Here is a 19,699-nt window from a genome sequence, read left to right on the forward strand (position 1 = left end):
CGTTCAGGGGGCCAGGCGCGTGCGCTGCCAAATGCCCGCGTGCAGGCGGTAGTCAAGACGGTCATGCAGACGGTCGGGCCGGCCCTGCCAGAACTCGATGCGCTGCGGCTGCAGGCGGTAGCCGCCCCAATGCTCGGGCCGCGGCGGTTGCTGCCCGGCGAAACGCTCGGTGACCTCACGCAGGCGGCTTTCCAGCTCGCTGCGATGGCTAAGCGGCTGGCTTTGCGGCGAGGCCCAGGCACCCAATTGACTGGCAGCCGGACGCGCATCGAAATAATCGTCCGACAACTGCGCATCCGCCCGCACCACCGGGCCTTCGATACGCACCTGACGCTCCAGCCCCGGCCAGAAAAACGTCATGGCCGCATGAGGGTTGCTCGCCAACTCCTCGCCCTTGGCACTCTGGTAATGCCCGAAAAAGAAAAAGCCCTCGGCGCTGAAACCCTTGAGCAACAGGATGCGACAATGCGCATGGCCCTGGCTGTCCACGGTGGCCAGCGCCATGCTATTGGCCTCCGCCGGAGGCACCTCGGTTTTGCGCGCCTGATCCAGCCACTGACCGAACAGCACCAGGGGATCGTCCTGCGCCAAGTCATCACGCAAACCATAAAGGGTGTAGTTACGGCGCAATTGCGCAAGAGACAAGGGCATGACACGGTCCTCCAGAAAGTTCGCCACAGTGTGGGAACTACCGCGCCGTTATCCCTTGACCACGATCAACATTCACCCGTGGCATGACGCCGCATGTGATTGCTTGAGGTGTGGGGCTCTACAGAACGGATCGCGTTGTTGCTGTTGCTGTTGCTGTTGCTGTTGCTCTGGCTCTGGCTCTGGCTCTGGCTCTGGCTCTGGCTCTGGCTTTTGATCTTGATCCTAGGCGCCCCGTCAAACACGCTGGCCGAACGCAGGCTTGAATCCGTGGGTAACCCGGCAGGACGCCGGGTTAGCCGTCCTGGGCCAAGGATGGCCCATGACGGCGGCCCACGGATTCAAGCCTGCGTTCGGGCACACCGAGCCTAGGCGAGGTGCCGAGTGTTGGGGCAAGAGCCCTTTTTTACTTTTGGGGCTCTTTTCCAAAAGTGACCCGCTGTAAGAGCGGAACCCTAAGTGGCCGTTACCGCAGCAACGGATATGTACTCATTCCAACCCCAGCAAATGGTCGGTCCAGAGGACCCATCGGGAGCAAGTCGAATCGTCGCACCGCCCCTCCCACATTTGATCTCTATACATCAGGTACCTATCAGCCTGCCTGATCAGCGCAACATCAACTTGGCCAGAATCACGATCACGACCATATGCCCCAGGATACTGCGACGAATCCACGTCGCACGCCTCGGGCTCAAGCGCTGATGGCCCAGCAGGTACGCCAGCCACAGGTAATGGCCGATGATGCTCAGGGCCAGCAAAATTTTCAGGCTCAGCAGCGCCCCGAAATGGCTGGCCCAGGGCACCGCCAACAGCCCGCGATAGTGCCAGGCCAGGCCGATGCCGGCGCCGTACAGCAACACCACCACGCCGTGCAGTACCTGGCGCGAACGCCGTGCAATGGCGTGGTCGGAGGTGAACTGCGCCGACCAGGCCAATTCCTCACGGGCGCTGTGCCAGATCACTACTTCGAAAAACAGCGTGCCGATAAACGCAATCGCCGCCAGCAGATGCACGATCAACAAGGTGGAATAGAGCATGACGTCCCCCTAGCCTGGATGCCCATCGACCCGCGCCTGCCACAGCATCGGGCCATACCGCCACAGGTACAGGCCGAGCCCGAGGGTCCAGCACACACCCGCCAGCCACAACGCGGCCATCGGCAACAGCAGGACCAGCACCACCCGGCACACACACGCCAGGTTCAGCAGCCCAAAGGCCAGGGTCATCCCGACCGGCGGCTGCAACGGGCGGCCGGTGTGGCCCAGGCTGACGCGGGCGATCATGGCCAGGATCAGCCCGGCCATGGCGCCGATGGTCAATGCATGCACGGCCAGGCTGGGATTGAGCGGCGCACCGCAGTGCCACAGCGCCATGCCCAGGCAGGCCACGGCCAGCCAGGCATACGCCAGGTGCAATGACCACAGCAACGGCACGCGCCACAGGCCGCGATCATGCCAGCGGACCAGGCGGACCAGGTGCCCCAACCCGAGGGCGGCGAACAGCAGGCCGATCCACAGGTTGGCGCCCAATGCAGGCCCTGCGGCATACAGCACGGCGATCAGCAGCGAGCCGCCAAGCAATATAAGGTCCAGCCACACCCAGGGTTTGACCGCTTCGACCCGGCCCAAACCGCGCTGGGTGAAAAACGGAATCACCCGTCCGCCGATCAGGCCCATCATCGCCGCCACCAGCCACAGGCCTGTGAGCACCGCCTGGCGTTGCAGGCCGGGGTCATTGCGCAGCAAGCCATACAGCGACAGCGCATCGGCCACGGTCAACAGCGCCAGCACCAGCACAATCGGGTAATTACGCTTCTGTCTTACCTGCCAGAGGGTCCAGCCCATCACTGCGGCGACAGCCAGGGGAAAGGTCAGCTCCAGCACCGCCAACAGCGGCCAGTGCAGGTTGAACAACCACCCCAGGCGCGCCGCCAGCCACACGCCGGCAAGCAGCGCCAGGGCGTTGCCGCTGATGCCCGGACGGCCGGTCCAGGTCTGCACTGCCGTGAGCAGGAAGCCGGCGATAATCGCCAGGCCAAAGCCGAACAGCAGCTCATGGCGATGCCAGGCCAGCCAGCCGCCCGCCGGCTGCCAGCTGCCGAGGTGACCGCCCAGGGCCAGCAGCCACAGGGGGATTGCCAGCGTCGCCAATACACAGGCGCCGAGGAAGAATGGCCGGAAGGCCAGGCGAAACAACGGGGTAATCGACATGGCCTTGCGCCGATCGAGCACTTGCATGACACGGTCTCCCTTCAGGACTGCGGCAATCTTGCGCCGATACCTGCGCGTTGCCCTTGTCGTAGATCAAGTCGCAAACCCACTTCAACGCTTACGCTTGCGCTCACTGTAGGAGCGAGCTCGCGAAGGACGTTAACGATGACGCGGGCATCCTGATTAAACGCGGTGTCTGTGGGTTTTTCGCGAGCAAGCTCGCTCCTACAACACCTTTAGCATGCTTTGGAGCCATGATGAAAAACGCCTATGTCCCCCTCGCCTGGTTTGTGATCCTCGGCTCCATGCTGGCCGCCGCCAGCGGGCTTTCGCTGGTGCTGGTGTGAACGCCCCGCTGCTGTTCAAGGAACCGGGCATGGTGCTGCATCGCGTGCACCACCAGATCCTGCGCAGCCATCACCTGTTCGAACCGCTGAACGACGAAGAACTCAACGAGCTGATGGGCAACAGCCAGTTGCTGAGTATCGACAAAGGCGAGCCGCTGTTCCGCCAGGGCGAACCGGCCGATGCGTTTTACTTCGTGATTGCCGGTGCGGTGAAGATCTACCGTTTGACCCCCGACGGCCAGGAGAAGGTCTTCGAAGTGATCGGCGAGCGCCAGACCTTCGCCGAGGCCATGATGCTGATGGACACCCCCAACTACGTGGCCTGCGCCGAAGCGGTGTGCCCCACCCAGTTGTACCGTTTGTCCAACGCCACCTACATGCGCCTGCTGCACAGCAACAGCCGCCTGACCTTCGCCCTGCTCGGCACGTTGTGCGTGCGCCTGCACCAGCGGGTCAACGAGATCGAGACCCTGTCGCTGAAAAACGCCACCCACCGCGTGGTGCGCTACCTGCTGACCCAACTGATGTGCCTGCACAGCACCGAGGCCACCTTCGAACTGCCCATGGCCAAGCAGTTGATTGCCGGGCATCTGTCGATCCAGCCGGAAACCTTTTCGCGGATTATCCGGCGCCTGATCGATGAAAAGATCATCACCCAGGACGGACGTCAGATCGCCATTCTGGACCGGCTGCGCCTGGAGCAATTCGAGTGAAAACCTGTCTGTACTGCCAGCAGCGCAATGCCGACAAGCATCAGCAGTGCACGGATTGCGGTATGGCCCTGCCCGCCTCGGACGCAGGCATACAGTCCCTTCGCTTGCGGCGTTTCCAGTGGTTCTGCCTGAGCCTGACGCTGTTTTGCATCGCGATGTTCTTCTGGTTGCCGCGCGACTTCTACTGACCCTCGGTCAGTTGCCGGTACAGCTGGGGCAACCGCAGCGGCAGCTGCTCCGGCTGGCGGATCAGGGTGTAGCCATGGGCACCGAACATATAGGGCAAATAATCCCCGGCCTGTCTGTCGATGGTGATGCAGAACGGAATCAGGCCCTGGCGCCGCGCCTCGACCACTGCCTGGCGGGTGTCTTCGACCCCGTAGCGGCCCTCATACAGATCCAGGTCATTGGGTTTGCCATCGGTCAGTAGCAACAACAACTTGCGCCGCTGTTTGCACGCGCCCAGCAACTGGGTGGCCTGGCGAATCGCGGCGCCCATGCGCGTGTAGTACCCCGGTTTGAGGGCCTGGATGCAGCCGCGCGTGCGGTCGTCATAGACTTGCTCGAAGGTCTTGAGCTGGTGCAGGCGCACCTGATGGCGGCGCAGGGACGAGAAGCCATACAACGCAAACGCATCCCCCAGCCCGTCCAGGCTTTCGCCGAACAGCAACAGGCTGTCGCGGATCACGTCGATGACCTTTTGCTCGTCGTTCAAATGCGCGTCGGTGGACATCGACAGGTCCGCCAGCAGCAGGCATGCCAGGTCGCGTCGGGTGTGACGTTGCTCCTGGTACAAGCCGCGCTCGGTGCAGGCGCCGTGTTGGCGTTGCACCTGGAAATCCACCCAGGCTTGCAGGTCCAGCTCCGCGCCCTGGGGTTGCTGGCGCAGCCATTGGCGGTCGGTGCGCAGCTGCTGGAACTGGCGGCGCAGGCGCTGGGCCGGGCCGAGTAATCGGGCTGGTAACGGTTGCGGTGCATCGGCACGTGGCTGCATCCGTTGCAGATTGACGAAACCGGGTTGCAGGCATTGTTGACGGTAATCCCACTCGGGCAGCTTGATGCCCTCGCCGAGGGGGATGTCATCCACTTCGGCAGGAGGCAGGTCGAGGTGCAGCTTCAAGCCGCCACTCTTGCGCACGCGCTGGCGCGACAGGCTCAACTGGTCGAGGTCTTCGGCGACGCGGGCGGCGTCCGGGTCCTCACTGTCGTCGGCCCAGCGATCGAGGTCGACGTGCTCGGTCCAGCTGAACAGGTTTTCCAGGCGCACCACCAGTAGGCCGCCATCACGGCTGTGATCATCCACACGGCTGGCACGTTTGGGCGCGCCCTGCTGCTCCCCGGACGGGGTGGCGAGGTCGTCGCCGTCGTCTTCAAGGTCGAGGGCCTGGGGCGTGTCCAGGTGCAACGGCGGGTAAAGCCATAAGGGCAACGGCCAGGCGGCGCGTTCGCTGCGGGGTAAATGGCGCACGCTGCCGGGCTCGCGCAGGGCCTTGCGCAAGGCTTTTTCCAGGGCAGCTTCAGCGGGGCTCAGGCTGGCCGGGTCGGGGCGCAGCGTAATATGGGCGTCCACCAGGCGCTGGTAACTGGGCAACAGCGCCGGGTAGCGTTGCAGCAGCAGCCAGGTCCAGCGCTGGTTGTCCCGGGCCCAATGGGCCATGGGGCCTGCATGGGCGGCCAGCAGCGCCAGCCATCGGTACAGCTCCCGGTTCAAGGCGACGGTGGGGTACACCGCCAGACTCGACGGCAGGCGCAGGCGGTTGCCATCGCAGGAGGCCAGCGGCGCATGCCGGCAGGTGCCGGCGATGCGCATCAACAGGTTGCGGCGCAGCAGCAGGTCGCGTTCGCTGGCGGCTTCGAGGGCGATCCCGCTGGCACCGCCCAAGGCGCGAAACAATACGGCGAGGCTGCGCTGGCGGTCGACCAGCTCGACCCGCGCCGCCGGGAAATCGGCGCTGGCGCGGCGGGTGATAAAGCGGTGCCAGGCACTGCCGATCCATTCTTCCAGCTCAAGGGTGAAGGCCATGGGAGGGGCTCCAACTAATGGGTATTCGACGGGCACACTGCGGTGCAAATGTGGGAGGGGGGCTTACCGCAGATTCCAGGGGGCTGCTGCGCAGCCCAGCGCGGGGCAAGCCCGCTCACCACAGCAAGCCCGCTCGCCACAGCAAGCTCCCTGCCACATTTGGACCGCATTACTTCAGTAGACGATCGGCACCGGTGCTCCAGCCATCCGGGCGCGTTGCCGGAAGCTGCATAGGTAGCAGACCAGCCCGAGCAGGAACACCACCCCACTGACCAACCGCGCCCAGAACAGTCCCTGCAAATGCTCCACCGTGGCCATGAACGGCAAGGCCACCCCGTCCACCTGCCAGCGTTGCAGCCAGACCTGCACGGCCCCGGCGGCGGTGAGGAACAGCGTGATCATCACCATCGACAGCACCATCAGCCAGAAGCCCCGGATTTCGAGGGTCTGCGAACGCGCGTCCGGCGCTTCACCGATACCGCGCAGGCGGGGCATGGCGTAGCTGATCAGGGTCATCACGATCATGGCGTAGGCACCGAAGAACGCCAGGTGCCCGTGGGCGGCGGTGAGTTGGGTGCCGTGGGTGTAGAAGTTGACCGGTGCCAGGGTGTGCAGGAACCCCCACACGCCTGCGCCGAAGAACGCCGTGACCGTGGTGCCCTTGGCCCACAACGTCGCCGCGCGATTCGGGTGCTGGCGCCGACGTTGCTTCACCATGGTGAAGGCGAACATCACCATCGCCAGGAACGGCAGCGGCTCCAGGGCCGAAAAGATCGAACCGACCCACAGCCACACCTCGGGCGCGCCGATCCAGAAGAAGTGGTGACCGGTACCGATGATCCCGGTGATCAAGGCCATGGCGATGATCACGTAAAGCCATTTCTCCACCACTTCGCGGTCGACGCCGGTGACCTTGATCAGCACGAAGGCCAGCATCGAGCCCATGATCAGCTCCCACACACCTTCGACCCACAGATGCACCACCCACCACCAGTAGAACTTGTCACGCGCCAGGTTGCCGGGGTTGTAGAAAGAGAACAGGAAGAACACCGCGAGACCAATCAACCCGGTCATCATCACCATGCTGACGGTGGTCTTGCGGCCCTTGAGCAGGGTCATGCCGATGTTGTACAGAAAGCCCAGGCACACCACGACGATGCCCATTTTGGTAATGGTCGGTTGCTCCAGGAACTCACGACCCATGGTCGGCAGCAGCTCGTTGTGGGTCAGCCTGGCCAGCGCCGCATACGGCACCATCAGGTAGCCGAGGATGGTCAACACCCCGGCGGCGGCGAACACCCAGAACAGGATGATCGCCAGTTTCGGGCTGTGCAGCTCGCGTTCGGCCTCCTCGGGTATCAGGTAGTAAGCCGCGCCCATAAAGCCGAACAGCAGCCACACGATCAGCAGGTTGGTGTGGACCATCCGTGCCACGTTGAAGGGGATCAACGGGAACAGAAAGTCGCCGATCACGTATTGCAGGCCCATGATCAAACCGAACAGCACCTGACCGAGAAACAGGATCAGGGCGAACACAAAGTAGGGTTTGGCCACGGCCTGGGATTGGAATTTCAAGTATGGATTGGCACTGCGCATGGCTCAGCCCTCCTTGTTCGGTGGCCAGTTATTGGTATTGATCTTCGAGCTCCATTTGAGGAACTCGGCCATATCGTCCACCTCCTGGTCACTGAGATTGAATTGCGGCATGGCCCGCCGCCCCGGTACACCCAGGGGCTGCATTTTCATCCAGGCATGCAGGAACGGCTTGAACCCTTCTTCACCGCCCCGGCGCTTGAACACATTGCCCAGCTCCGGCGCGAAATAAGCGCCCTCGCCCAGCAAGGTGTGGCAGCCGACGCAGTTGTTGCGCTCCCAGACGCCCTTGCCGCGAACGACGGATTCGCTGAGTTGGTCGACGTTGCTGCGGGCGGGAAAGGTTTGTTCGGTGTGGTAGGTCAGGGCCAGGAAAATCAGGAAGAAGAACACGCTTCCTCCGAAGTAGATATTCCTGGCCATGCCCTTGGTGAAGGTCTCTGACATGGTCGCTTCCTCATTGCTTGGCCAGGGAATGATAGGGAGGTGGGGGGTGGAAACTGCTTGATGGCGATCAAGAATTGTTGATGGTTTTGGTGGGGTATTTTTTTTTGGGGGGGGGTTGGGTACATATCCGTTATTAAGGTAACGGCGGCCTATGGTTCCGCTCTTACAGCGGGTCACTTTTGGAAGAGCGCCAAAAGTAAAAAACGCTTCGCCCCAACACTCGGCACCTCGCCTAGGCTCGGTGTGCCCGAACGAAGGCTTTGGAGCGTGGGCCGCCGCGATGGGCCATCCTTGGCCCATGACGGCGGCCCACGGATTCAAGCCGGAGTGAGGGTATGCCGAGCCTAGGCGAGGCACCGAGTGTTGGGGCAAGAGCCCTTTGGTTACTTTGGGCTGGGCCGGCATTCCGGCTCTTTTCCAAAGTGACCCGCTGTAAGAGCGGAACCATAGGCCGCCGTTACCGAAAAAACGGATATGTACTCAGCCCAACCAACGCGATCAACACCCCCACCCACCCCACCATCACAAACCGCCACAACCACGGCCCACGCCGCAACGCCATAAACCCATCCACAATCACCCATCCCTTGACCACCGCCAGCAACAACACCCCCCACCACAACCCGGACGCCCCCGTCAGTACAGTGCCAACGCTCAGCACCACCAACATCAGCCAACACAGGATCAGCGTCCGGGAACCCGTCATACACACCTCAGCGAATCACATAGACCAGCGGAAACAACACCACCCACACCAGATCCACCATGTGCCAATACAGCACCCCGGACTCCAGCCCGCCGACTGACAGCCCGCCGCACCAGCAGCCCAGCGCCAGCCACCCGAGAATCACCATCCCCAGTAGCACATGCAGGAAATGAAACCCCGTGAGTATCCAGTACAAGGTAAAAAACGTGCTGTGCTCCAGGCCCAGTCCGGCAGCGCCCAGGTGGGCGTACTCGGTGAGTTTGATCGCCACATACACCAGCGCCACCAACAACGCCGCGACGAACAAACCGGCGCCGCGTCGCCAGCGCTGCAATCGCACCTGCTGCACCGCCAACGCTGCCAACAAGCCTGCGGTCAGCAGGCTCAAGGTCATCGCCAACCCGGTCGAGGTATCCAGCTGTGCGCGCCCGGCGGCAAACAGCTCGGGCTTGAGCACCTGGGTCACGGCAAACGTGAGGATCAGAATCGCGAACACCGACAGCTCGGCGAGGATAAAAAACCACATCGCCAGGTCGCCTGGCAGCCGGCGCGGTTCAGGCAAAGTGCACATCCACCACGTCCATCAGCGCGGCGACGGTCTGCGGGTCGTCGCTCAGCGGTTCTGCCAGGCACGCCAGGCAGGCTTCGCGTGGGCTCATGCCGGCGCCGATCAGGCGGGCGGTGAAGATCAGCAGCCGGGTGGAGGCCACCTCCTCCAGGTCATGCTGGTCAAGCCGACGCAACGCCTGGCCCAGGCGCACGACCTGGGCGGCCAGCGCCACATCCACACCGGCCTCGCGGGCGACGATGCGTTCTTCGTCGGCCACCGGCGGGTAGGCAAACCGCATCGCCACGAAGCGCTGGCGGGTGCTGGGTTTCATGCCCTTGAGCAGGTTCTGGTAGCCGGGGTTGTACGACACCACCAGCATGAACGACGACGGCGCCTTGAGCACTTCGCCGGTGCGTTCCAGGAACAGTTCACGGCGTTCATCGGCAATCGGGTGCAGCACCACGGCGGTGTCCTGGCGTGCTTCGACAACTTCGTCGAGGTAGCAGATCCCGCCTTCGCGCACGGCGCGGGTCAGTGGGCCGTCCTGCCACCAGGTGCCGTCGGTGCCGATCAGGTGGCGGCCGAGCAGGTCGGCGGCGCTGAGGTCGTCGTGGCAGGCCACGGTGTACAGCGGCAGGTTCAGGCGGTGCGCCATGTGCTGCACGAAGCGCGTCTTGCCACAGCCCGTGGGGCCTTTGATCATCACCGGCAGGTGGTGGCGCCAGGCGTGTTCGAACAGCTGCTGTTCGTTGTCCTGCGGTTGGTAGAAGGGCTCGGTCATTACGCGTACTCGCAACGGGTTCGGCCCCCACGCTAAGGGCCCCTGCGACAACCTGGCAAGCACGTACAACGGCAAACTTGATCGCCGTCAAGCGAGCCTTGCGCCACTGCAACATAGTCTTGCCTGGCACTAAGAACCTGCGCTCTACCCCGCCTTCGCCGGGCATCGCAAAGGTCTTGCCTGAGGAGATATGGAATGCTGACTCGCAACAGAAAACCCTGGGTCCTGAGTCTTGCCAGCCTGAGCTGCGCCCTGGCCCTCGCATTGCCCATCAACGCCCATGGCGACGCGCCGACCGGGATGGTGAAAAGCCCCGGCGCGCCGGATATGAGCCAGGCGGAGTTCGACGCCTCCAAGCAGATTTACTTCGAACGCTGCGCAGGCTGCCACGGCGTGTTGCGCAAGGGCGCCACCGGCAAGCCGCTGACCCCGGACATCACCCAGGCCCGTGGCCAGGCCTATCTGGAAGCGCTGATCACCTACGGCTCCCCGGCCGGCATGCCCAACTGGGGCACGTCCAATGCGCTGACCAAGGCGCAGATCACCAGCATGGCCACCTTCATCCAACACACCGCGCCCACCCCGCCTGAATGGGGCATGGCCGAAACCCTCAAGACCTGGAAAGTGCTGGTCAAGCCCGAAGACCGGCCGAAAAAACAACTGAACACCCTCAACCTGCAAAACCTGTTCTCGGTCACCCTGCGCGACGACGGCAAGATCGCCCTGGTGGACGGTGACACCAAGCAGATCATCAAGCTGATCGACACCGGTTACGCCGTGCATATCTCGCGTATCTCCGCGTCTGGCCGCTACCTGCTGGTGATCGGCCGCGATGCCAAGATCGACATGATCGACCTGTGGCCCCTGGAGCCGACCAAAGTCGCCGAGATCAAGGTGGGTATCGAAGCGCGCTCGGTGGAGACTTCGAAGTTCAAGGGCTATGAAGACAAGTACGCGATTGCCGGCTCCTACTGGCCGCCGCAGTTCACCATCATGGATGGCGAAACCCTGGAGCCCAGGCAGATCGTGTCCACCCGGGGCATGACCGTCGATAAGCAGGAATACCACCCCGAACCCCGCGTGGCGGCGATCATCGCCTCCCACGAGTGGCCGGAGTTCATCGTCAATATCAAGGAAACCGGCAAGGTGATGCTGGTCAATTACCAGGACATCAAGAACCTCACCATCACCACCATCGACGCCGCGCCGTTCCTGCATGACGGCGGCTGGGACAGCACCCACCGCTACTTCATGACCGCCGCGAATAACTCCAACAAGGTCGCGGTGATCGACTCCAAGGAGCGCAAGCTCACCGCGTTGGTAGAGGTCGGCAAGACCCCGCACCCTGGCCGTGGCGCCAACTTCATTCACCCCAAATACGGCCCGGTGTGGGCTACCAGCCACCTGGGCGACGGCGGTATTTCGGTGATCGGCACCGACCCGGTCAAGCACCCGCAATACGCCTGGAAGCAGGTGGAATCCCTCAAGGGCCAGGGCGGCGGTTCGCTGTTTATCAAGACCCACCCCAACTCCCATCACCTGTATGTCGACACCACCCTCAACCCCGACGCCAAGCTCAGCCAGTCGGTGGCGGTGTTCGACATCAACCAGCTGGACAAGGGCTACACCGTGCTGCCGATTGCCGAGTATTCGGGCATCAAGCAAGGCGCGCTGCGGGTGGTGCAACCGGAATACAACAAGGCCGGTGACGAGGTGTGGTTCTCGGTGTGGAACGGCCAGACCGAAGAGTCGGCGCTGGTAGTGATCGATGACAAGACCTTGAAGCTCAAGCAGGTGATCCGCGACAAGCGCCTGATCACGCCGACCGGAAAATTCAACGTCTACAACACCCAACACGACATTTATTGAGCCCCATCAACACGAGGTCACCGAATGAAAAATATTCTCCTCGCACTGCTGGCATCCGCCGCTGCGCTCAGCCTGCAACCGGTGTTGGCACAAGACGGGCCGGGGTTGTTCAACAGCAAACCCTGTGTGGGCTGCCACATGATTGACAGCAAACTGGTGGGGCCGGCCTTGAAGGACGTCGCCGCCAAGAATGCCGGTGTGAAAGACGCAGCCACCACCCTGGCCAGCCACATCAAGAACGGTACCCAGGGCAACTGGGGGCCGGTGCCGATGCCGCCGAACCAGGTCACCGATGATGAAGCCAAGGTGTTGGCCGATTGGGTCCTGACCTTGAAATAAGCACAAGGAGCACGCCATGCAAGCATCGATGATCGGTACGGCCATGGCGCTGCTCCTGCTGATTCCCGCGCGGGCAGCGGCCACCCCGGACGCTGCCCGCCTTGAACACCTGTTGACCCAGGATTGCGGGGCCTGCCATGGCCTGCACCTCACCGGCGGCCTGGGCCCGGCCCTCACACCGCAAGCCCTGGCCCACCACAGCCGCGACAGCCTGATCGCCACCGTGACCTACGGCCGCCCTGCCCGCGCCATGCCCGGTTGGGGCCCGCTGCTGAGTGCCGGCGATATTGCCTGGCTGGTCGACCGCCTATTGCAAGGAAGCCCCCCACCATGATGCGTCCTACCCTGTTATCCCTGTGCCTGTTGCTGGGTGCCTGCGCCCAACCCGCCTTGCGCGGCAGCGGCGACCTGGGCCTGGTGATCGAACGCGCCAGTGGCAGCGTGCAGATTATCGAGAGCACCGGCATGACCGAACTGGCCCGTATCGAGGGGCTGGGCGACCTGTCCCACGCCTCGGCGGTGTTTTCCCGCGACCAGCGCTATGCCTACGTGTTTGCCCGCGATGGCGGCCTGACCAAGATCGACCTGCTGCGCCAACGCATCGAGCGGCGCATCGTCCAGGGCGGCAACAGCATCGGCGGCGCCATCAGCCAGGATGGGCGCTTGATCGCCGTATCCAATTACGTGCCGGGCGGGGTCAAGGTGTTCGATGCCGAGAACCTGGCACTCATTGCCGACATCCCCTCGACGGAAATGGCCGATGGCAAACGCTCGCGGGTGGTCGGCCTGGTGGATGCGCCCGGGCAGCGCTTCGTGTTCAGCCTGTTCGACACCGGCGAGATCTGGAGCGCCGACTTCAGCCACGGCAACCCGCCGCTCATCACCCGCTTCAAGGAGGTCGGCGAGCAACCCTATGACGCGCTGATCACCGCCGACGGCCGCTACTACATGGCCGGGCTGTTCGGTGAAGACGGCATGGCCCAGCTCGACCTGTGGCACCCGGAGCGCGGCGTGGTGCGTGTGCTCAAGGACTATGGCCGGGGCGAGGCCAAGCTGCCGGTGTACAAGATGCCCCACCTGGAGGGCTGGGCCGTCGCCGATGACCAGGCGTTCGTGCCGGCGGTGGGACGCCACCAGGTGCTGGTGATGGACGCGCGCACCTGGCAGCAGACGGCGGCGATCCCGGTGGCCGGGCAGCCGATCTTTGTCACTGCGCGGCCCGACGGGCGCCAGTTGTGGGTCAACTTCGCCTACCCGGACAACGACCGGGTGCAGGTACTCGACACCGAAACCCACCAAGTGGTCGCCGACCTACGCCCCGGCCCCGGTGTGCTGCACATGGAATTCAGCGGGCGTGGCGAGCAACTGTGGCTGTCGGTGCGCGATGGCGAACAGCTGCAAGTGTGGGACCCGTACCGCCTGACCCTGCTGAAAAGCCTGCCGGCCCAGAGTCCCAGCGGGATTTTCTTCAGCCTGCGCGCGCAAAAAATGGGGTATTGAAATGGACCTTGATTCGCTCAGCCAGCAATTGATCGAACGCTTCCAGCACGGCATGCCGCTGTGCGCCGAGCCCTACCGCGAAATGGCCCAGGTGCTGGGTTGCAGCGCGGCCGAGGTGATGGCCTGCCTGCAACGCCTGGAACTGGCCGGCGCCTTGTCGCGCATCGGCCCGGTGTTCGAACACACCCGCGCGGGCGCCAGCACCCTGGCCGCCCTGGCGGTGCCGATCGAGCGCCTGGAACAGGTGGCCGCGCGGGTCAGCCAGTACCCGGAGGTCAATCACAACTACGCCCGCGAGCATCATTACAACCTATGGTTCGTGCTCACCGGGCCCCACCGCCAGCACCTGCAGCAGATCCTCGATGAGCTGGAGCAAGACACCGGCCTCACGCCCCTGGACCTGCCGATGCTCACCGCCTATCGCATCGACCTCGGTTTCCCCCTCGAAGCGGGAGAAGCCCCGCGCGTAGCAGCTGCCGAGCCTTGGCGAGGCTGCGTCAGCGGTGGGTCAGACACACCGCAAACGCAGCCTCGCCAAGGCTCGGCAGCTGCTACGGGAGATTTTTTTGAGGTGGGTAGTTTGGGAGAGCAGCCGTGATCGCGCTACTGAACCACGAGCAGATGCTCGATCTGCGCCAGTGCCTGGAACGCGGTTTGCCCATCGTGCCACGGCCCTACGACGAGCTCGCCGAGCAGATTGGTGCCCACCACGATCAGGTGCTGCAACAGATGCAGCAATGGCACGACCAGGGCCTGTTCCGTCGTGTCGGCCTGGTGCTCAATCACCGCGCCCTGGGCTATGTGGCCAACGCCATGCTGGTGCTGGATGTGCCGGATGCGCTGGTCGATGAAGTCGGTGCGCGCCTGGGCCGCGCGCCCGGCGTGAATCTGTGTTACCAGCGCCCGCGACGCCTGCCGCAGTGGCGCTACAACCTGTTCTGCATGGTGCACGGGCGCGAGCGCGCGGTGGTCGAGGCGCAGATCCAGGCGTTGCTGGAGCAGCATCTGCTCAGCGACCTGCCCCACCAACTGCTGTTCAGCACCCGCGCCTTCAAGCAATGCGGCGGGCGTTTCGCGCCGCCGACGTCACAGGTATGGGCCCATGGATGAGCTGGATCGACAATTGATCAACCGCCTGCAACACGGCCTGCCGCTGGTGCGCCAGACCTGGCAACAGGTGGCAGAGGAACTGCACAGCCATCCGAGTGAACTGCTCGACCGCTTGTATGCCCTGCTCGAAGACGGCGTGCTCACGCGCTTCGGCCCGATGTTCGATATCGAGCGTCTCGGCGGCGCTTTCACCCTCGCGGCGCTCGCCGTACCCGAGGCGCGCTTTGACGCGGTCGCCGAGCAGCTCAACGCCCTGCCCCAGGTGGCCCACAACTACCGCCGCGAACACCGCTGGAACATGTGGTTCGTGCTGGCCTGCGCCACCGCGCAGGAGTTGGCCGCCACCCTATCGCACATCGAGGCCCTCACCGGGCTGGCGGTGCTCAATCTGCCGAAGGAGCACACCTACCATGTCGGTCTGTATTTCCCGGTCTGACAACACCCTGGCCCTGCAGCTGGTCGCCCTCACCCAAAGCGGCCTGCCGCTGGTGGAGGACCCGTGGGCCTGGCTCGCCGAGCAGTTGGGCATCAGCGTCGAATCGACCCTCGACCTGCTCAAGCGCCTGCAGGCCGAAGGCGCGATCCGGCGTATCGCCGCCGTGCCCAACCACTACCGCCTGGGCTATCGGCATAACGGCATGACCGTGTGGGACGTGGCCGATGTGCACCTGCCGCGCCTGGGAGAACTGCTCGGCGCCCAGCCGTTTGTCAGCCATTGCTACCGTCGCCCCCGGCGCCCGAACTGGCCCTACAACCTGTTCGCCATGGTGCATGGCCGCAGCCGCGAAGAAATCGACAGCTACCGCGAGCACCTGCGTTTCCTGCTGGGGGATGCCTGCCACGCCGACGAGATGCTGGTGAGCAGCCGCATCCTGAAAAAGACCGGCCTGCGCCTGACGCCGGCGCACTCAAAGGAATAGCCCATGCTGCGAATCAGTCAGTACCTGCGCACCCTCGCCGGCCAATGCCCGCCGCCGCGCACCTCGCCCCCTGGCAGAGAGCGGCCGCCGGTGGTGATCTGGAACCTGCTGCGGCGCTGCAATCTCACCTGCAAGCACTGCTACGCCACCAGCGCCGACAGCGTGTTTCGCGATGAACTCGACACCCCGGCAGCATTGCGGGTGATCGACGATTTGCACGACGCCGGGGTTCGCGTGTTGATCCTGTCCGGGGGCGAGCCGCTGCTGCGCGAAGACCTCTTCGAGCTCAGCGCCTATGCCCGTGACAAGGGTTTTTTCGTCGCGCTGTCGACCAACGGCACGCTGATCGATGAGCACAACATCCAGCAGATCGCCGACGCGCGCTTCGACTATGTGGGCATCAGCATCGACGGCCTGGAGGCGACCCACGATGCGTTTCGCCAACTGCACGGCAGTTTCCAGCGCTCCATGCACGCCATCCGCCTGTGCCGCGAAGCCGGGATTCGCGTGGGCCTGCGCACCACCCTGACCCAGGACAACCATGGGCAGCTCCCGCAGTTGCTGGCGCTGATGCGCACCTATGACGTGCAGAAGTTCTACCTGTCGCACCTCAACTACAGCGGGCGCGGCAAGCGCAGCCGCCAGCTGGATGCGCACCGGCAGATGAGCCGCGAGGCCATGGCGCTGATCTTCCAGCAGGCCTGGAGCGATATTCAACACGGCGTGGACAGCGATTTCGTCAGCGGCAACAACGACGCCGACGCCGTGCTGTTGCTGCAATGGGTGCACCAGCACCTGCCCGAACACTACCCGCAGCTTGAACACCTGCTGCACGGCTGGGGCGGCAATGCCTCGGGCAGCGGCATCGCCAATATCGACAACACCGGCGAGGTGCACCCGGACACCTACTGGTGGCAGCAATCGGTGGGCAATGTGCGCAACACCACCTTCCGCCAACTCTGGCTGGAGCAGCCCGACCCGTTGCTGCTACGCCTGCGCGAACACCCGCGAAGCATTGGCGGACGCTGCGCCGAGTGCCGCTGGCTGGCGATCTGCAACGGCAATACCCGCACCCGCGCCTGGGCCGATGGCGACCTGTGGGGCCCGGACCCCGGTTGCTACTTCAGCGACGCCGAGATCGCCTGCCAGCCGCCGACCCTGATCCCTTGCTCGACCACCCGGTGACACAACCGGGGGCCGCCTACCTGATGATGAACCAAGGACGTCTCATGCACACTTCAACTGCCCAACCTTCAATTGGCCTGCCGGCCAGTCTGCACAGCCCCTTGCACCCCGGCGAAGTCGCGTTGGTGGGCGCCGGCCCCGGTGACCCGCGCCTGCTGACCCTGCGCGCCTGGAGCCTGTTGATGCAGGCCGATGCGGTGGTGTTCGACCGGCTGATCAGCGCTGAATTGCTGGCGCTGATCCCACTGACCTGCGCCCGCCACTACGTGGGCAAGGCCAGCGGCTGTCACAGCCTGCCCCAGGATCAACTCAATGAACTGCTGGCTGAGTTGGCCGACCAGGGCCAGCGGGTGGTGCGCCTCAAGGGCGGCGACCCGTTTATCTTCGGGCGCGGCGCCGAGGAGCTGGAGTACCTGCTCGCGCGCGGTATCCCGTGCCAGGTGGTGCCGGGCATCACCGCCGCCTCCGGCTGCAGCGCCTATGCCGGTATCCCGCTGACCCACCGCGAGCTGGTCAATTCGTGCCGCTTCGTCACCGGCCACCTGCAACGCGACGGCGCGTTGAAACTGCCATGGGCCAGCCTGGCCGAGCCGAGCCAGACCCTGGTGTTCTACATGGGCCTGTCGAACCTGGCACTGATCGCCGAGCATTTGGTGGCGGCCGGTTTGCCCGCAGATACGCCGGCCGCCCTGATCAGCAACGGTGCGCGCGCCGATCAACAGGTGGCCCGTGGCACCCTGCGCCAGTTGCCCACCCTGGCCGCCGACTGCGAACCCGGCGTACCGACGCTGACGGTGATCGGCCACGTCGTCAACCTGTTTGCCGACGCCGCCCTGCACTTCCCCGCCAGCCTGGCACCGGCCCGTGAAGCGGTGGCGGTATGAAGCGCCTGCTGCTGGTGCCGCTGCTGTGGGCCACGGCCGCGCACGCTACGCCCGCGCAGGACTACCGCCAGTATTGCGAAAGCTGCCACGGGCTTAATCGCATCGGCGCCACCGGCCCGGCGCTGCTGCCGGAGAGCCTGGGGCGGATCAAGCCGGATGAAGTGCGCAAGGTCATCGAACACGGCCGGCCCGCCAGCCAGATGGCCGCGTTCAGTGCGCAACTGAGCGCCGCGCAGATGGATGGGCTGGCGCAGTTTCTGCAACAGCCGCCTGACTCACCGGCGACCTGGAACGAGCATGACATCCGCACCAGCCACAGCGTGCTGGCGGACCTGCGCCAATTGCCGAGCACGCCGCAGCATCACGCCGACCCGCTCAACCTGTTTGTGGTGGTGGAATCCGGCGACCATCACATGGATATTCTCGACGGCGACACCTTTGCCGTGCTGGACCGTTTCCCCACCCATTTCGCGGTGCACGGCGGGCCGAAATTCTCCCCGGACGGACGCTTTGTGTACTTCGCCTCGCGGGACGGCTGGATCAGCCAGTACGACCTGCACAACCTCAAGCTGATCGCCGAGATCCGCGTGGGCCTCAACACCCGCAACCTGGCGGTGAGCAAGGATGGGCGCTGGGTGCTGGCGGGCAACTACCTGCCGGGCAACCTGGTGCTGCTGGATGCCCGCGACCTGTCGCTGGTCAAGACCCTGGAAACGGGCTCACGGGTCAGTGCGGTGTACACCGCACCACCGCGCAACAGCTTTATCGTCGCGCTCAAGGACGTGAACGAAGTCTGGGAATTGTCCTATGCCGATGCCCGCCCCAGCTTCGAGCCCCGGCGCATCCAGGCCCAGGACGTGCTCGACGACTTCTCGTTCTCGCCCGACTACCGGCAACTGATCGCCACCTCACGCAAGGCCGGCGGCGGCCAGGTGATCGACCTGGACAGCGGCCGCGTGGTCACCGACGTCCCGCTGTCCGGCATGCCGCACCTGGGTTCGGGGACGTACTGGCAACGCAACGGGCAATGGGTGTTTGCCACGCCGAATATCAGCAAGGGGCAAATCTCGGTGATCGACCTCAAGACCTGGAGCCTGATCAAACAGATTCCCACCCTCGGGCCGGGCTTTTTCATGCGCAGCCATGTGAACTCGCGCTATGTGTGGAGCGACGTGTTTTTCGGGCCGGACAATGATGCGATTCATCTGATCGACAAGCAGACATTGGAGATCGCCCACACCCTGCGGCCGATGCCGGGCAAGACGGCGGCCCACGTGGAATTCACCCGGGATGGGCGGTATGTGGTGCTGAGCATCTGGGCCACGGAGGGGGCGTTGATTGTGTATGACAGCCGGACGCTTGAGGAGGTGAAGCGTATCCCTATGAATAAACCGTCGGGCAAGTACAACGTGGGCAATAAGGTGGAGTTTGCGGAAGGGACGTCGCATTGAACACTGGTGACAGGCTGGCAGCAGCCAGGTCGTAGAGCGCATGGGCACCGCTGATCCCCTGTGGGAGATGTCGAGCTTCAGCGAGGCTTCGATGGCGGCGGCACAGTTGATAGAGGGGCTGGCTGACCCACCGCTATCGGGAGCAAGTCGAATCGTCGCACCGCCCCTCCCACATTTGAGCTCGGTTGGCAGGTGGGAAGTTGCCCGATTGTAGATCTCGTGGGCACCGCTGATCCCCTGTGGGAGATGTCGAGCTTCAGCGAGGCTTCGATGACGGCGGCACAGTTGATAGAGGGGCTGGCTGACCCACCGCTATCGGGAGCAAGTCGAATCGTCGCACCGCCCCTCCCACATTTGAATGTTGTTGACAGGTAGAAAACGTCCGGCCGTAGGTCTGATGGGCACCGCTGATCCCCTGTGGGA

General features: G+C 64.1%; 21 protein-coding genes and 1 pseudogene. 13 read left to right on the forward strand and 9 right to left on the reverse strand.

The window, feature by feature from the left end; translation table 11 throughout:
* Nucleotides 1–3 precede the first annotated feature (3 nt).
* From pdxH to Q8X51_RS30225, 3 genes are all read right to left on the reverse strand, one after another.
* A complete protein-coding gene (gene pdxH / locus Q8X51_RS30215) occupies nucleotides 4–651 on the reverse strand; it encodes a pyridoxamine 5'-phosphate oxidase (protein WP_053134398.1) in 648 nt (215 codons plus the stop codon).
* Between the two features lie 602 nt (nucleotides 652–1,253).
* Nucleotides 1,254–1,685: a hypothetical protein gene (locus Q8X51_RS30220; RefSeq protein WP_074847063.1), complete on the reverse strand. Its 432-nt coding sequence runs from the start codon at nucleotides 1,683–1,685 to the stop codon at nucleotides 1,254–1,256.
* A 9-nt stretch (nucleotides 1,686–1,694) separates the two neighbouring features.
* Nucleotides 1,695–2,885 (reverse strand): NnrS family protein, encoded by a 1,191-nt coding sequence (locus tag Q8X51_RS30225; protein WP_074847064.1) that lies wholly within the window; start codon nucleotides 2,883–2,885, stop codon nucleotides 1,695–1,697.
* A 349-nt stretch (nucleotides 2,886–3,234) separates the two neighbouring features.
* On the opposite strand from Q8X51_RS30225, the gene Q8X51_RS30230 reads away from it, so the two are divergent.
* Both Q8X51_RS30230 and Q8X51_RS30235 read left to right on the forward strand, forming a co-directional pair.
* Nucleotides 3,235–3,918 (forward strand): Crp/Fnr family transcriptional regulator, encoded by a 684-nt coding sequence (locus tag Q8X51_RS30230; protein WP_407694403.1) that lies wholly within the window; start codon nucleotides 3,235–3,237, stop codon nucleotides 3,916–3,918.
* Nucleotides 3,915–4,106 carry a protein DnrP gene (locus Q8X51_RS30235; RefSeq protein WP_407694394.1) on the forward strand — a complete coding sequence of 64 codons (192 nt, stop codon included), beginning with the start codon at nucleotides 3,915–3,917 and terminating at the stop codon, nucleotides 4,104–4,106. Before Q8X51_RS30230 ends, Q8X51_RS30235 begins: the two co-directional genes overlap by 4 nt.
* On the opposite strand, the gene Q8X51_RS30240 is transcribed toward Q8X51_RS30235, so the two are convergent.
* From Q8X51_RS30240 to Q8X51_RS30265, 6 genes are all read right to left on the reverse strand, one after another.
* Nucleotides 4,100–5,941, reverse strand: coding sequence for a nitric oxide reductase activation protein NorD (locus tag Q8X51_RS30240; protein WP_407694395.1), 1,842 nt, complete (start codon nucleotides 5,939–5,941; stop codon nucleotides 4,100–4,102). The genes Q8X51_RS30235 and Q8X51_RS30240 overlap by 7 nt on opposite strands.
* Before the next feature lie 174 nt (nucleotides 5,942–6,115).
* On the reverse strand, nucleotides 6,116–7,537 hold the full coding sequence (locus Q8X51_RS30245) for a cbb3-type cytochrome c oxidase subunit I (protein WP_074847068.1): 1,422 nt from the start codon (nucleotides 7,535–7,537) through the stop codon (nucleotides 6,116–6,118).
* A 3-nt stretch (nucleotides 7,538–7,540) separates the two neighbouring features.
* Entirely contained in the window at nucleotides 7,541–7,981 is a 441-nt protein-coding gene (locus Q8X51_RS30250) for a c-type cytochrome (RefSeq protein ID WP_074847069.1), read from the reverse strand.
* A gap of 457 nt (nucleotides 7,982–8,438) precedes the next feature.
* Nucleotides 8,439–8,687 carry a cytochrome C oxidase subunit IV family protein gene (locus Q8X51_RS30255; protein WP_407694396.1) on the reverse strand — a complete coding sequence of 83 codons (249 nt, stop codon included), beginning with the start codon at nucleotides 8,685–8,687 and terminating at the stop codon, nucleotides 8,439–8,441.
* Nucleotides 8,688–8,694: 7 nt separating this feature from the next.
* Nucleotides 8,695–9,258, reverse strand: a complete 564-nt coding sequence (locus Q8X51_RS30260) for a cytochrome c oxidase subunit 3 (protein WP_065924635.1) — start codon at nucleotides 9,256–9,258, stop codon at nucleotides 8,695–8,697.
* Nucleotides 9,242–10,018 carry a CbbQ/NirQ/NorQ/GpvN family protein gene (locus Q8X51_RS30265; RefSeq protein ID WP_407694397.1) on the reverse strand — a complete coding sequence of 259 codons (777 nt, stop codon included), beginning with the start codon at nucleotides 10,016–10,018 and terminating at the stop codon, nucleotides 9,242–9,244. Before Q8X51_RS30265 ends, Q8X51_RS30260 begins: the two co-directional genes overlap by 17 nt.
* A 300-nt stretch (nucleotides 10,019–10,318) precedes the next feature.
* Here Q8X51_RS30265 and nirS point away from each other — a divergent pair, with 300 nt between their 5' ends.
* From nirS to Q8X51_RS30320, 11 genes and pseudogenes are all read left to right on the forward strand, one after another.
* Entirely contained in the window at nucleotides 10,319–11,887 is a 1,569-nt protein-coding gene (gene nirS, locus Q8X51_RS30270; protein WP_235865625.1) for a nitrite reductase, read from the forward strand.
* Between the two features lie 24 nt (nucleotides 11,888–11,911).
* Complete coding sequence (locus tag Q8X51_RS30275) at nucleotides 11,912–12,226, forward strand: c-type cytochrome (RefSeq protein WP_065948127.1); 315 nt, start codon at nucleotides 11,912–11,914, stop codon at nucleotides 12,224–12,226.
* A gap of 16 nt (nucleotides 12,227–12,242) precedes the next feature.
* Nucleotides 12,243–12,560 carry a c-type cytochrome gene (locus Q8X51_RS30280; protein WP_027607199.1) on the forward strand — a complete coding sequence of 106 codons (318 nt, stop codon included), beginning with the start codon at nucleotides 12,243–12,245 and terminating at the stop codon, nucleotides 12,558–12,560.
* Nucleotides 12,557–13,726: a cytochrome D1 domain-containing protein gene (locus Q8X51_RS30285; RefSeq protein ID WP_330214658.1), complete on the forward strand. Its 1,170-nt coding sequence runs from the start codon at nucleotides 12,557–12,559 to the stop codon at nucleotides 13,724–13,726. Before Q8X51_RS30280 ends, Q8X51_RS30285 begins: the two co-directional genes overlap by 4 nt.
* Before the next feature lies 1 nt (nucleotide 13,727).
* Nucleotides 13,728–14,177, forward strand: a pseudogene (locus tag Q8X51_RS30290) (Lrp/AsnC family transcriptional regulator); the annotation flags it as partial.
* Between the two features lie 170 nt (nucleotides 14,178–14,347).
* On the forward strand, nucleotides 14,348–14,836 hold the full coding sequence (ahbB, locus tag Q8X51_RS30295; protein ID WP_407694404.1) for a siroheme decarboxylase subunit beta: 489 nt from the start codon (nucleotides 14,348–14,350) through the stop codon (nucleotides 14,834–14,836).
* Nucleotides 14,829–15,272, forward strand: coding sequence for an Lrp/AsnC family transcriptional regulator (locus Q8X51_RS30300; RefSeq protein WP_065924629.1), 444 nt, complete (start codon nucleotides 14,829–14,831; stop codon nucleotides 15,270–15,272). The genes ahbB (Q8X51_RS30295) and Q8X51_RS30300 overlap by 8 nt, the downstream gene beginning before the upstream one ends.
* Nucleotides 15,247–15,756 (forward strand): siroheme decarboxylase subunit beta, encoded by a 510-nt coding sequence (gene ahbB / locus Q8X51_RS30305; RefSeq protein ID WP_065948125.1) that lies wholly within the window; start codon nucleotides 15,247–15,249, stop codon nucleotides 15,754–15,756. The genes Q8X51_RS30300 and ahbB (Q8X51_RS30305) overlap by 26 nt, the downstream gene beginning before the upstream one ends.
* Before the next feature lie 3 nt (nucleotides 15,757–15,759).
* Complete coding sequence (gene nirJ, locus Q8X51_RS30310) at nucleotides 15,760–16,941, forward strand: heme d1 biosynthesis radical SAM protein NirJ (protein WP_065948124.1); 1,182 nt, start codon at nucleotides 15,760–15,762, stop codon at nucleotides 16,939–16,941.
* Between the two features lie 44 nt (nucleotides 16,942–16,985).
* Nucleotides 16,986–17,825 carry a uroporphyrinogen-III C-methyltransferase gene (gene cobA, locus Q8X51_RS30315; RefSeq protein ID WP_065948123.1) on the forward strand — a complete coding sequence of 280 codons (840 nt, stop codon included), beginning with the start codon at nucleotides 16,986–16,988 and terminating at the stop codon, nucleotides 17,823–17,825.
* Nucleotides 17,822–19,276 (forward strand): cytochrome D1 domain-containing protein, encoded by a 1,455-nt coding sequence (locus Q8X51_RS30320; protein WP_407694398.1) that lies wholly within the window; start codon nucleotides 17,822–17,824, stop codon nucleotides 19,274–19,276. The genes cobA and Q8X51_RS30320 overlap by 4 nt, the downstream gene beginning before the upstream one ends.
* Nucleotides 19,277–19,699 lie beyond the last annotated feature (423 nt).

This window comes from Pseudomonas sp. Yb2C2, from assembly GCF_052112325.1.
In the GTDB taxonomy this organism is placed as follows: domain Bacteria; phylum Pseudomonadota; class Gammaproteobacteria; order Pseudomonadales; family Pseudomonadaceae; genus Aquipseudomonas; species Aquipseudomonas marginalis.